At 45.3% G+C, this 13,433-nt stretch carries 13 protein-coding genes; 4 read left to right on the forward strand and 9 right to left on the reverse strand.

The genetic code is table 11. From position 1 onward, the window contains the following. Window positions 1-12: 12 nt before the first annotated feature. Complete coding sequence (locus AC3D28_RS18645; RefSeq protein WP_098413676.1) at window positions 13-663, reverse strand: HAD family hydrolase; 651 nt, start codon at window positions 661-663, stop codon at window positions 13-15. Window positions 664-1,133: 470 nt separating this feature from the next. Between AC3D28_RS18645 and AC3D28_RS18650 the strand changes: the two genes are divergently transcribed. After that, window positions 1,134-1,829 carry a hypothetical protein gene (locus tag AC3D28_RS18650; protein ID WP_488536279.1) on the forward strand — a complete coding sequence of 232 codons (696 nt, stop codon included), beginning with the start codon at window positions 1,134-1,136 and terminating at the stop codon, window positions 1,827-1,829. A 76-nt stretch (window positions 1,830-1,905) separates the two neighbouring features. Here the strand turns inward: AC3D28_RS18650 and manA are convergent, their stop codons facing one another. Further along, the gene (gene manA, locus AC3D28_RS18655) at window positions 1,906-3,138 is read right to left on the reverse strand and encodes a mannose-6-phosphate isomerase, class I (protein ID WP_488536280.1); all 1,233 of its coding nucleotides are present in this window, start codon (window positions 3,136-3,138) and stop codon (window positions 1,906-1,908) included. A gap of 72 nt (window positions 3,139-3,210) precedes the next feature. Beyond that, window positions 3,211-5,118, reverse strand: coding sequence for a fructose-specific PTS transporter subunit EIIC (locus tag AC3D28_RS18660; protein ID WP_488536281.1), 1,908 nt, complete (start codon window positions 5,116-5,118; stop codon window positions 3,211-3,213). A gap of 381 nt (window positions 5,119-5,499) precedes the next feature. On the opposite strand from AC3D28_RS18660, the gene AC3D28_RS18665 reads away from it, so the two are divergent. Further along, window positions 5,500-6,342 carry a helix-turn-helix transcriptional regulator gene (locus AC3D28_RS18665; protein ID WP_488536282.1) on the forward strand — a complete coding sequence of 281 codons (843 nt, stop codon included), beginning with the start codon at window positions 5,500-5,502 and terminating at the stop codon, window positions 6,340-6,342. Window positions 6,343-6,360: 18 nt separating this feature from the next. Here AC3D28_RS18665 and AC3D28_RS18670 read toward each other — a convergent pair whose 3' ends face one another. Next, window positions 6,361-7,137, reverse strand: a complete 777-nt coding sequence (locus AC3D28_RS18670) for a PTS sugar transporter subunit IIA (RefSeq protein ID WP_488536283.1) — start codon at window positions 7,135-7,137, stop codon at window positions 6,361-6,363. Window positions 7,138-7,145: 8 nt separating this feature from the next. Continuing rightward, window positions 7,146-7,448, reverse strand: coding sequence for a PTS fructose transporter subunit IIB (locus tag AC3D28_RS18675; RefSeq protein WP_098413682.1), 303 nt, complete (start codon window positions 7,446-7,448; stop codon window positions 7,146-7,148). Window positions 7,449-7,729: 281 nt separating this feature from the next. On the opposite strand from AC3D28_RS18675, the gene AC3D28_RS18680 reads away from it, so the two are divergent. Both AC3D28_RS18680 and AC3D28_RS18685 read left to right on the forward strand, forming a co-directional pair. Further along, on the forward strand, window positions 7,730-9,607 hold the full coding sequence (locus AC3D28_RS18680; protein WP_488536284.1) for a PTS fructose transporter subunit IIBC: 1,878 nt from the start codon (window positions 7,730-7,732) through the stop codon (window positions 9,605-9,607). An 82-nt stretch (window positions 9,608-9,689) separates the two neighbouring features. Further along, entirely contained in the window at window positions 9,690-10,568 is an 879-nt protein-coding gene (locus tag AC3D28_RS18685; RefSeq protein ID WP_488536285.1) for an NAD(P)-dependent oxidoreductase, read from the forward strand. Between the two features lie 61 nt (window positions 10,569-10,629). On the opposite strand, the gene AC3D28_RS18690 is transcribed toward AC3D28_RS18685, so the two are convergent. From AC3D28_RS18690 to yqfB, 4 genes are all read right to left on the reverse strand, one after another. Further along, on the reverse strand, window positions 10,630-11,247 hold the full coding sequence (locus tag AC3D28_RS18690; RefSeq protein ID WP_488536286.1) for a glutathione S-transferase family protein: 618 nt from the start codon (window positions 11,245-11,247) through the stop codon (window positions 10,630-10,632). A 20-nt stretch (window positions 11,248-11,267) separates the two neighbouring features. Next, on the reverse strand, window positions 11,268-12,302 hold the full coding sequence (locus AC3D28_RS18695; protein ID WP_488536287.1) for an NADP-dependent oxidoreductase: 1,035 nt from the start codon (window positions 12,300-12,302) through the stop codon (window positions 11,268-11,270). Window positions 12,303-12,433: 131 nt separating this feature from the next. Further along, window positions 12,434-13,033: a TetR/AcrR family transcriptional regulator gene (locus tag AC3D28_RS18700; protein ID WP_488536288.1), complete on the reverse strand. Its 600-nt coding sequence runs from the start codon at window positions 13,031-13,033 to the stop codon at window positions 12,434-12,436. Between the two features lie 50 nt (window positions 13,034-13,083). Then, on the reverse strand, window positions 13,084-13,404 hold the full coding sequence (gene yqfB / locus AC3D28_RS18705) for a N(4)-acetylcytidine aminohydrolase (RefSeq protein WP_488536289.1): 321 nt from the start codon (window positions 13,402-13,404) through the stop codon (window positions 13,084-13,086). Between the last annotated feature and the right edge of the window lie 29 nt (window positions 13,405-13,433).

The raw sequence follows: 13,433 nt of genomic DNA on the forward strand, positions 1-13,433 counted from the left end.
GAAGGTTGAGGGTTAGCACGTTTGTTTCAACGTATTTAACACATCATGCAATGAAGGCACAATCGCATGACCAAATTGGCGCACTTCTTCACAAGGTTCGACCAAATCAGGGATTTGATAGGTGATCATGTTCGCTGCGATCGCTGCGCGAACCCCATTATTGGAATCTTCAAAAGCCAAACACTGACTTGGTTCTACGCCTAGACGGTCTGCCGCTAATAAATAAATTTCTGGGGCTGGTTTACCATGGCTCACTTCACAACCTGTCGTTAGGTTGTCGACGTATTTACTCAAGCCCGCGAATTCCAGTTTGATCTTCGCCACTTCTTTTTCTGTAGAAGTCGCTACCGCGATGGGTAAACCTTGAGCTTTTAGCCATTCTAAAAGCTCTACCACTCCTTCTTTGACTGGGATGGCTTGGTGTTTTACCACTGCGTTGTAACGAGTGCGCCATTCTTGATGTAAACGCTCAAGGTTCTCGCCATAGGCTTTACGGAAAATCGTCTCAATACCCGCCGCATTACGGCCAATAATTGATAAGTAGACATCATCATAAAATGGTAGGTCTTGTTCTTCACACGCTTCTTTAAAAACACGCATACAGACGCGCTCAGTATCAAGAAGCAAGCCATCCATATCAAAAATAGCAGCTTGGTAGTTCATTACATTACAGACTTGTTGAGTGAGGGAACACATTTTGGCATAAGCCGACGTCATTTTCTCGGAAATTTACTTTTCTGTTTGCTGCAGCTGTATAAAGCGGATGCGGTCTTATTCGATAGGGTGACTTTATGGATCTAAAAAATGGTGACAGCGCAGCGTATATCATTCTGATTCATCAATATTATTTCTATTGATTTTGTTTGTTTTTTCTGTTGAACCATTATAAATATTGATTACTTAAATGTTGTAGATTATTCCCGTAGAGTTTTATAAAAACTACCTCTATTTAAAGCGTGAAACTTGTCGTAATTAATCACTTGGTTTTTAGGTTCTTGAGTTGAATGGTTTTTTTATCACTACAATAGATGTGGTTTAAGGTATTAATATCTCGATAACCATTCCTTCAAGCTTAAAGAGTGTAGAACGTTTTAATGAAGTACGAAGTGAGTGGTTTGTATTGGAGCTTAAGGATGAAGTTTAAAGTCGGTTTAATATCCGCGGCTATTTTATTATCTGGGTGCGCGACTCAAAAAATGGTTTTCCCGACACAAAACACATTAACCATTACAGGCAATACGTTGGTGTACGACGGCATGATTACCGGGGATGCCGTGCTCGAAGCCATAAGAATGGTGAATGATAGTGATCAGAAAGTGACAACATTGCGCATTACCAGTAGTGGTGGTGATATTGGCGTCGGGATCGAGTTTGGTCACTTCATAAAAAACAACGATATGGATGTGGTCGTCAGCCAATTGTGTTTTTCTGCTTGCGCGAGTTACATATTGTCTGCGGCGAAAAGTGTGGTGATTGGAAAAGATGCGCTTATTGGGTGGCATGGTGGCGCTAATCAGAGTGACGAGATGTGGGATCAATCGGTTCCTTCACAATTCGAAAAACAGTTTTATCGCTATCTCACTCGCTTACGAATTAAAGAGGCAGAGTTCTACAACAAAGTAGGAGTGGACCCAAATATTACCGTTTATGGGCATACGAGAACTAATACATGTCAACGTTCAACGCTCGCGAATGGTTGGTATTACACCGAATCTGATATGCGGTACATGGGAATTAAGAACCTGACTGTACAAGGTGAATTACTGGATACCTTGAACTACAACAACAACGAGATTAATTCTTGTTTGATGCCGCAAATATTTAATTAATTATCACCGCCACAAAAATCACTCTAATGAAAAGAAAACGCCTCGCTTAAATTGCGAGGCGTTTTTTCAACTTGAATCAACTATAAGCCCGCGCTACACGACCTTCGCAATTCAAGGTGTATTGTTTGGCATAAGCTGGGATGAAAACAGAGTGGCCTTTGTCCACTACACACGTTTCACCATTTGCGTGTGTAAGCACGAGTGTGGAGTCTAGCGGCAATAGGATTTCTGCGCTTTGTGCATTAAGCGTGCGCTTGTTGGCGTGCGGTATCAGCGCGAATTTGAAATCGTCGACGGGAATTGGGTATTCTAATATTCCATCGTTTTCTATAGGTTCGAGCAGAAGGCTATCGAATGGTTTTTCATCGAAGCGCGTGCACGCAACCAACTCTTCCACATCCATGTATTTTTGGGTTAAACCTGCGCGCAGAACGTTGTCGGAATTCGCCATGATCTCAAGACCTGTGCCTTGTAAGTATGCGTGTGGCGTTTCTGCATCCAAGAACATCGCTTCGCCCGGTTGCAACGTAATTACGTTAAGCAGCAGTGGTGCAAACAAACCGATGTCGCCTGGATATTGTTTTTCCAATGCCAAAATCAGATTGAACAGTGGTAAGTCAGTGAGACGAGCTTGAGCCAATAACACGGTGAGTGCCATCTCTTTTTGTGCGCCTTTGAGAGACAACAAACCAGAGAAAAATGTCGCTAAACTTGTGGGTGTTTGGTTGGTGATAAGGTCGTCCACTAAGCCATGTAACTCAGGAATCGCAAGCTCAGAGAAGAAACGGATGATTTCGCTTATCGGGCGGAAGCCATTCATTGCTTGGTATTCAGTCAGCGCATAAACCAGCTCTGGTTTGTGGTTTGGATCTTTGTAATTACGGTTCGCGGCCGTTAGAGGAATGCCCTGTTTTTCTTCTAGCGAAAACCCCAATTCTGCTTGCTGTTTGTTTGGGTGCACTTGAATCGAGAGCGCTTTTTCTGCGGCTAGTATTTTAAATAGGTAGGGAAGTTCACCAAAACGTGTTGCGACTTCTTCATTCAGGAAGGCGTTCACGTCTTGGGCAATCAGTTCAGAGAGTTTGGTTTCTTTACAGTTGGCCATCACCATAGAGCAGCCATTCGGATGCGCGCCCATCCAAAGTTCTGCTTGCGGCTCGTCCGCTGGATTTTCAATACCAAACAGTTGGCTAACGGAAGTCGTACTGCCCCAAGCGTAGTTTTGAATCACGTTGTTCATCAGAAAAAACATCGGATGCGCAGCTTGGGTTTGCATCGTTTGTGTATCGGAGAGAGTTAAATCAGACATAGAGTATCACCATGAAAGAAAATCATGGCTTGGGCGACATTGCTCAAGCCATTGGAGTAGTGAAAGAAGAGATTAAGCTGCTGCTTGCTGCATTTTTGCTTGACGCACTTTCTTCAGAGTCACACACGTTACTGCGGTAACCACAGCACCTGCCGCCATACAAATCAGAGCAAGAGCTGGATGGTTCATCGCGCCTAACAGAGCGACTACGGGGCCACCGTGCGCTACGCTGTTGGTGATGCCGAATGAGAATGCCATGACTGCAGCAACCATTGAGCCAAGTACGTTTGCTGGAATCACTGACATTGGGTCTTGCGCAGCAAATGGGATGGCACCTTCAGAAATACCCACCAAACCCATTGCTCCAGCGGCTTTACCTGCTTCGGTTTCTGATGCTTCAAACAGGTTAAACTTACGACCAAGTACGGTTGCTAGCGCCATACCCAGCGGAGCAACAGGAATGGCACATGCCATTGCCCCCATGAACTGAGTTTGACCGTTCGCGATCATGCCCACTGAAAAGAGGAACGCGACTTTGTTGAATGGACCACCCATATCGAAACCAGCCATCCCCCCAAGGACAATGCCTAACAGCACCACGTTACCGGTACTCATGCTGGTTAGTAGTGCGGTTAAACCGTCCATGAGGCTTGCGATTGGCGCGCCGATAACAAAGATAAACAGACCTGCGATGAACAGGGAGCCGGTGATTGGCGCAATCATGATGGGCACTAAAGGTCGAATGAATTTGTGGTAGTTAATCGACGTAATCCACTTCACGAAGTAACCCACCAATAAACCGGCGATGATGGCACCGATAAATCCAGTCCCAGCTTCTGCGCCGTAGAAAGAGCCATTATTGGCAATCCAACCCCCGATCAAGCCCGGAGTCAGGGCTGGGCGGTCAGCAATCGCGTAAGCAATATAGCCCGCTAAAATTGGGATCATCAGGGTAAAGGCCACCACACCCACATTGAGGATTTGGGTCCACATGCTGCCTTCTGGAATGGCCATGCCTGCTTCACTTGGCTCTCCACCCACAGCGAGTGCAAGGGCAATCAATAGACCGCCCGTGACTACGAATGGGATCATGTGAGATACACCGTTCATCAGATAACGGTATAGGTCTGAACGAGCTTGAGATGCTTTGTTGGCAACCGAAGTTTGAACGGTGCTGTTTGCTTCAGCTTGATAGGTTGGTGCGCTTAACGCCTCATTAATCAGCTTTTTTGCGTCGCGGATTGGAGCTTTTACGTTGGTCTTGACTACACGCTTGCCCGCGAAACGGCTCATGTCGACTTGTTTATCACATGCAACGATGATGGCATCAGCACGCTCGATGTCTTCTGCCGTTGGGCTGTTTTTCACCCCGATTGAGCCATTGGTTTCCACCTTGATGTCATAACCCATAGCCGCCGCCCCTTTTTCTAGCGCTTCAGCTGCTAAGTATGTGTGGGCAACCCCCGCAGGACAGCCTGTCACACCAATGATGAAACCTTGGTTTTCTTCTCTATTCATTGCAGGTTGCGGCGCTGGTTCTGCGAGCAGTATTGCCAGTGCTGCTGCGCTGTTTGGTGCGCTTAAGAACGCGTCGATAAAGCCGTCTTCAATCAGTTTGGAGGAAAGTTCAGCAAGCACTTCAATGTGATGGTTATCGCCACCGTCTGGTGATGCGATCATGAAGAACAGCTTGGAAGGCAACCCATCTTCTGCGCCGTACTCGATCCCCGATTTGCTCACGCCGATCACTACCGCGGGTTCAATCACGGCAGCGCTCTTTGCGTGTGGTATTGCAACGCCATCTTCAAATCCGGTATTACCTAATTCTTCGCGTGCATTTATATCGACTAAAAATTGTTGTTGATCAGAAATACGGCCTTGGGAATGGAGAACGGCAACCAGTTCTTTAAATACGTCTTCTTTTGAAGTCGCTTGAAGATCAAGCTTGATTAAATTTTCATTTATTAGTTTGGTGATCATTGGCGAACCCTTATAAAAACACTTTTTATTTAAGGGCTATTTTGAAATCAGCTTGAAAGAGACTGTAGTGAAGAAAAAATGCATTTGCTGGAGGATTGTAACGCTCTAACTATAGTGTGATTTAGATCGTTTGAGGGAGCAGGTTAACTGCATATCTGTGACATCGTAAATGACCGTTGATTACAAAGGTAGATTTATTTTTATCTTATTTTTAATTGGCTTAGACAAGTTTTTGGTCTCTACTTAACTAGAGAATTGGTGCGTTATCTGGATTTTTGTATCATTTGTTCGGAAGTGTGACTCGACTCAATAGCGAAAAATACTGGTCCAGTGTATACCGTTAGCCAATAGTAACCATCATGCATAGTTAGAGTGTTGTAAATGATTTTCCATGATTTAATTTCAGTAGTACTACATGAAAGAGAGCCATTTCATAATATTTGGTTTGCTGGAGATTTCCATTCACCACCTGAATTTAGCTATCAAGTGAATTTTCCTCGTTTAGAATTAGTACTCGATGGTGAATATATTAATGAAATGGAAAGTCATGATAGGAAGGTCACCCATATCGTTGCTAAAAAAGGTGATGCGATATTTATTCCGCCAAACTGTTGGAATAAGCCAGATTGGGATACGAATTGCTCTGTTGTCAGTATTCTATTTGGACGTCGACAGCTTGGGTTTAGCTTGGTGAGTAAACGCAAAGGTGAAACCAGCTTTTACGACATCCAGAAGCACAGCATTCAAACTCGTTCAGGATTTGCTATTGATAATATTTTAGAGGCGCTCAGTGCGTTGGCTCGTGAGAACACCAAGAAGCCGATGGATGAACTATTACTACAAGCGTTGCTGCAATACGTGAGGTCGATGTTAGATACGCCCATCGAACAGCAATCGCATAATCGTGTGCAAGATCTCTATCAAGGTATGTGTATCTATATTCAAGAGAACTTCCACCGTCCAATTACGCGAGACAGCATTGCGTCGAGGTTCAGTATTTCTTCAAACCATTTATCGCGCCTTTTTCGTCAGCAAGGTCATATGACGTTGGCCGATTACATTACTTGGGTAAGGGTGGATCGTGCGAAGTTTATGCTGAAGAAATACAACTTCAAACTGAATGAAGTCTCGGTGCGTTGTGGGTTTAAAGATGTGAACTATTTCTGTCGGGTATTTAAGAGCCGCACGGGCAGAACACCCACGGAGTATCGCGGCTCAATTTAAGGCTTTATTTTTCACGCTTTATGCCATCAGTCTCGACATGGCATACATCAACAGAGCCTGTAAGTCGACACTGCATTTTGTTAGCAGCAAACGTTCTGCCATTTGGTCAGTAAGCAGGTTTCGGGTGAGGTTGGTAGCGGCGATGATCTGTTCGCGAGTTGGTTTTTCTGGCATCACCAGTGCTATCGCGAGATGCACATTTCCCATTTTGGATGCCCAGTCCATTGGTTTTTCGTTGGCGATGACGGCGACGGAAATATGGTCGATTCCGGCAAACATAACATGAGGTAGGGCGATTCCCGGAGTGACGCAAGTCGAGGAGCGTTCCTCTCGTTTAATGAAAGCTAGGATCAGTTCGTCAGGATGGATGGGGTGGATCAGTTGAGCTAACCCTTTCAAACACTCAAATTTTGTGAGTTCGGTGTGCGCTTTGGCGTAATGCCACTTGATGTCGCAAGGGGGGCAAATTTGCGGTAAACGCTCTACCAGTTGGCTAGAAAACTCGTAGTTGATTTGAGAGCCAACCACAGTGAAGTGTTCGGCAATGATGTCTTTGATAACAAAACAGGCCAGCTCTGCATCAATGCCGATGGCGGTAATTTGACACAGATCGCCTTGTCGCAACCCTACTTGCAACACTGCCACGGACTTGGTGAGCTCTGCAATACGATTTTGCGTTATATTAATGATATGTAAGGTACTTTTGAATTTTTTTGCCACACGATTAAGCGGCTGAGCCACATGCGCACTCGCGTTAGCATGGTCGACAAAAAAAGTGATTTGGTATTCGTTCATCAGCAAATTTAATCGCGGCAGTGAACGAGAAACACTTTGTCCACGTTGAGCAATACATCTTCAATTGGGATTTGAATTTTATGTGTACCTTCGAACCGGGCTGGTTGTTCAATCTCAATATCGGACACAATTAAGACTCTGTCTGCTTGGGCGATATCATGAGGCGTGAGCGGATTTTCAATCCCCATCGCACCTTGCGTTTCGACTTTAATGTGCACCTTATGTTTTGGGGCTGTTTTTATTAAAGCATCTGCTGCCATATAAGTATGAGCGATGCCTGTAGGGCATGCTGTCACCGCTACGATTTTCATGTTCTATCCATTCTATTTTTTGTGGATACTAGCACAGCGAGAGTCGATTGAATTGATCTATACCGGATAAACGCAAGAGCTCTATCACAGTTTGCCTCTCATGTTACATTAATCCAGTTAATGCATTTTTAGTCCTATATATCAAAAGGAAGGTACTGATTAATCTATGCCCAAATAAATGATCAATAATGGACACAACCCAAGCAAGCTTGCCCAACGGGAGCCTATGTCTCAAGCTCAGTAGGGGGTATATTCGAGCGTGAATATTAGAAGGTACAACAATGGATATCACAACCCTGATTGAGCTGGAAACAATCTGTCTAGATTTAAAAGCTCAAACCAAAGAAGAAGCGCTTAAAGAGCTGGTTGATATGCTCGACGCAACCGGAAAGCTCAATGATCAAAACCAATTTTTGGCAGACATCTGGAAGCGGGAAGAGATCGGTAATACAGGGTTTGATGATGGCATTGCGATTCCACACGCCAAAAGTAGTGCGGTAGCCAAGCCTGCTGTTGTTGTCGGGATAAGCCGTAATGGGATTGATTATGGCGCAGATGATGGTGAGCTGTCTGATGTGTTTTTTATGTTGGCTTCGCCAGATGGGGATGACCACCACCATATTGAAGTCTTGGCACAAATTTCCTCGAAAATTATCGAAGAGGGCTTTGTCGAAAAATTGAAAGCAGCGAGGTCTCAAGAAGAAGCGCTTGAGATGCTCATCGATATTCAACCTCACTCAGTGGAGTTTCAGCCCAGTCCATTTGTCCTTAATTCAGAACCCTTAAGCCCGTGGGCGCAGAGACTTGCGCGAACTAAGGAACACTTATTATTTGGGACGTCACACATGATCCCATTCATTGTCGCTGGTGGTGTTTTATTGTCGTTATCCGTGATGATTTCTGGCCATGGCGGTGTGCCACAAGAGGGCATTCTGGCCGATATCGCCCAGATGGGAATGGCGGGCCTGACGCTGTTTACGGCGGTACTTGGTGGTTACATTGCTTATTCGATCGCCGACAAGCCGGGGCTCGCACCAGGTATGATCGGCTCTTGGATTGCCGTCAGTCATTACAATACCGGCTTCTTGGGGGCGATTGTGGTCGGCTTTTTTGCCGGATTTATGGTTTGGCTGCTGAAGAAAATTCAGTTGCCAGACAGTATGAGTTCGCTTGGTTCTATTTTCATCTATCCGCTGGTGGGCACGTTTGTTACCTGTGGCGCAGTCATGTGGGTGATTGGGGCGCCAATCGCAGACGCGATGACGGCCATGAACGGGGTGCTTACTGGAATGGCGGGCTCGGGCAAAGTGATGCTCGGTACGGTGCTCGGGGCAATGACCGCGTTTGATATGGGTGGCCCTATTAACAAAGTCGCGACGTTGTTCGCTCAAACTCAGGTGAATACTCAACCATGGTTAATGGGCGGGGTGGGCATTGCGATTTGTACGCCACCATTAGGTATGGCGCTCGCGACGTTGTTGGCACCAAGTAAATTTAAACGTGATGAACGCGAAGCTGGCAAAGCGGCGGGCATCATGGGGATGATTGGTATTAGTGAAGGTGCCATTCCTTTTGCCGCAGGCGACCCTGCTCGTGTGCTTCCGGCTATCGTGGCTGGTGGTGTGGTCGGGAACGTGATTGGCTTTATGTTCCAGGTTATAAACCATGCGCCGTGGGGGGGCTGGATAGTGTTACCCGTCGTTGATGGTAAAATTGGCTACATTATCGGTACGGTTGCGGGTTCTGTGACAACAGCTCTGATTGTGATCGCATTGAAGAAAACCGTCACAGAAGATAAAGATTATACGGGTGACTCTCAGATATACACGTCTGTACATGGCGAGGGAGAAGCCGATATCTTAGCGGTGACGTCTTGTCCTTCTGGCGTAGCGCATACGTTCTTAGCCGCTAAGTCTTTGGAAAAAGCGGCGTGCGCGCTTGGCATTAAAATTAAAGTTGAAACGCAGGGTGCGAATGGCGTTATCAACCGGATTACAGAAAAAGATCTCACCAAAGCGAAGTTTGTTATTTTTGCTCATGATGTGGCGATTAAAGAGCCAGAGCGCTTCAGAAAGATCAAGGTACTGGATGTCAGTACCAAAGATGCGATGCTGCATGCTGCGGCGCTGCTACAAACAAGAATATCGCATGCTGAGTGAAGGATAAATCACAAGTAATGTTTTGAATTCTTTAGTAACATGTTACTAAAGAATTCAGGTCGGCGAATAAGGGAAACGTGCAATGGAAAAACAACGAGTAGCGTTTATTGGTTTAGGGGTGATGGGCTACCCTATGGCGGGATATTTGAGTAAAGCGGGGTATGAAACGAAAGTTTATAATCGCACAAAAGCCAAGGCTGATAAATGGGCTGCAGAGTACAACGGCATTGCGTGCGAGACGCCGCGAGAAGCAGCAGAAGGTTGTGATATCGTCTTTACCTGTGTCGGCAACGATGATGATGTGCGTAGCGTTGTTTATGGAGAAGAAGGTCTCCTTGTGGGGTTAAAAGCAGGGGCGACGTTCGTTGATCACACCACGACATCTTCAGACTTGGCAGTTGAGCTTGCTGAAGCTTGTATTAAGTACGGTAATCACTTCATTGATGCGCCAGTGTCCGGTGGTCAAGCAGGCGCTGAAAACGGTGTCCTAACCATTATGTGTGGCGGTGAGCCAAGCGTCTTCGAGCGCGTTGCACCGGTGATGGATGTTTACGCAAAGCAAATTACGCGATTGGGTGAAAACGGTCAGGGTCAGCGCTGTAAAATGGTTAACCAGATCTGTATTGGTGGAGTCTTACAAGGTCTGAGTGAAGCATTGTTATTGGCGCAAAAGTCGGGTTTAGACATTGAACAAGTCGTCGAGACGCTAAAGCATGGCGCAGCAGGTTCATGGCAAATGGAAAACCGTGCCCTGACCATGGCGCAAGACCAGTTTGATTTCGGTTTCGCGATTGATTGGATGCGCAAAGATCTGGGTTTTTGTTTGAAAGAAGCAGAACGTGTAGGCCTTGATCTTCCTTTAACGAAGAAAGTGGACGAGCAATACGCTGACCTTCAGCGCGACGGTCTTGGCCGTATGGATACCTCTGTACTGATTAAAGCGGTAGCAAAAAGTCAGTAGTGTCTGAATGAATAACGTCCCTTTGATGCCATTTAAATGCACTACCAAAGGGACGAAAATATTAAGCGTACTTCACTTCAATCTGTTCAGCTTTTCCAAACGCAGAGTGCGTCTCAAGCTGTTTTCCATAACGTACAATGTTAGGGAAGTGGGTAGCTAAACCAAATTTATGAACCAACTCAACAATGAAAGACATCATAATGTCTGCACCTGTTAGGCGCTCTTCTACCAAGTAAGTTTTGCCTTCTAACGATTGCTCAAAGTAACCCAGCACGTTCATCGCTTCTTTGTCTGCATAGCCTGATAGAAACTGGGTCTCATTTGATTCTTTGCTCACGAAAATCTTCAATAGCATAGGTAAAATTGCTGAACTCTCAGCAAAATGCATCCATTGTAAGTATTCTGTATGCGCTTTGGTGCCACGTTTAGGTGCGAACGATCCGTCACTGTATTTCTCAATCAGGTATTCGGTCATCGCACCAGATTCAATGACAAATTCGCCGTCATCTTCTAGCAGTGGCGATTTACCCAGTGGATGAACACTCTTTAGTTCTGGTGGTGCCATGAAAGTGACTTTATCACGTACGTAAGGCACGATTTCGTAATCCACATTCAGCTCTTCAAGTAACCAGATGATGCGCTTAGAACGAGACTGATTGAGGTGATGGAGTTTAATCATTAATTATTCCCTTTTTATGCTTATAACGGATCGTTAATTTGTACTACAAGTTTGCCGAAATTCTTGCCTTCCAGCAGACCGATAAATGCTTCTGGCGCATTACCTAGCTCTTCTACTAGGTGTTCACGGTATTGGATCTTTCCTTCTGCCAACCATTGGTTAATATCTTGAGCAAACTCACCGTAACGGTGTCCGTAGTCATCAAAAATAATGAAGCCTTGGATTTTAATTCTCTTAGTCAGTATCTTACCCATTAACAGTGGTAAGTGATCTGTTCCTTGCGGCAGTTCAGTTGCGTTGTATTGAGAAACCAAGCCACACAGCGGGATACGCGCATTGGTATTGAGCAAGGGTAGTACCGCATCAAATACTTTGCCGCCAACGTTTTCGAAGTAAATGTCGATACCTTTGTCACAAGCGTTTTTCAGTTGCTTAGCAAAGTCATCGGCTTTGTGATCAATACACTCATCGAAGCCAAGGACTTCTTTTGCATAGCGGCACTTCTCTTCACCGCCAGCAACGCCAACAACGCGACAGCCTTTGATCTTGCCGATTTGACCAACCGTTGCACCCACTGGGCCCGTGGCGGCGGCCACAACAATCGTTTCACCTGCTTTTGGTTGACCGATGTCTAACAGACCCATATATGCAGTAAAGCCAGGCATACCCGCAACGCCTAGTGCATAAGATGGGTTTTGTGGCTCTTTACCAAGTTTAATCACCATTTCACCCGTGGAAATCGCGTAATCTTGCCAGCCCACTGTGTATGCAAGCACCCACTCGCCCGCTTCATAGTCTGGATGGTTTGATGCTTCTACTTGGCAGACCGTGCCACCAACCATGACATCATCAACAGCGACAGGATCAGCGTATGACTCCGCATCGCTCATACGCCCACGCATGTAAGGGTCTAAAGACAGATAAACCGTTCTCAGTAGCATTTCACCATCTTGAGGGATAGGTTTCGCTACTTCTTCGAGGCGAAAGTTTTCTTTTGTTGGCGCCCCATGTGGACGTGAAGCGAGGACGATTCTTCGATTGATAGGGTTTGTCATATTCATTTCACCTTTTGATTAGACCGGTCGTCTAATTTAATTTCAAAATGACCCGCCATAATGGCGGGAACTTTGTGGCGTTACAAAGGGAATTTCTCCTCAGTGAAACACGTGTTAATTGGTACTAATGCTTACGGGCAAGAGCGGGTGTTTTGCAACAAGTGTTGTGTATAGATCAGGCTTTGTGTTAATGCTGCCTGATCTTGATACAGCTTGTTAAGTAAACTCGCACCATTCCAAAGGTAGTATATTTGTCTTGCGAGTAAAGCACTGTCACCATTTGGAATCGAGCCGTCTTGAATGCCGACGTCAATACAATCAGCTATCGCTTGAATGGTTTTATCAGCACCTCGGCGCAATGCTAGGCGCATTGACTCCGACAGGTCTGAAACTTCTGCGCTTAACTTGACCAATAAACACTTGTTCGCATTACACACATCATCTTCCACTTTGACCATTTCTTCAAAGTAGCTCATTAAGCGTTGATGTCCATTGAGATCGGTATTGGTAAAGCGCGCTTTTAAGCGTTCAAAGTACTTAGTAAAGTAATCTTGAATCATCGCTTCACCGAATTGTTCTTTGGATTTGAAGTAATGATAAAAAGAGCCTTTGGGCACTGCGGCCGTTTTTAAAAGCTCAGAAAGCCCAACACTCGTAAACCCTCGGGTTACGATCAATTCGTATCCTACGTTGATAATGTGTTGGCGAGTGTCATTAGTCTTTGCGTTCATGGGGCGTACTATAGAATTAATTAGACCAGTCGTCTAGTCTTTGTTGGGTGTTATTTGATCAGTTCGTATTCAATAACAAAGAACGTCTCTGTATTTGGGTAAATTTCTCGGATCAATTTTTTTAACTTGGGTAACTCCATTGCTTCTTGTTCTGCATGGAACTCATTGATTTCATCAAATTTTAATGGTTTCACGGAAAGGATTTTGATATCGCAGACTTTGCGGTCTGTCTCCAAGGTAAAGACTTCCACTACTGTATTTGGCACGTAGTGACTTTCTGACTCATCGCGAATAGTGATGGTCTTTTTGCCAGATGTGATTAAAGGCGTTAGGAACTCAAAGAAGGTAATTTTAGTTGGATGAGATGACATTATGTACTCACTTATCTGTTGGTTTGGTT

The organism is Vibrio sp. TAP-3B, from assembly GCF_057784735.1.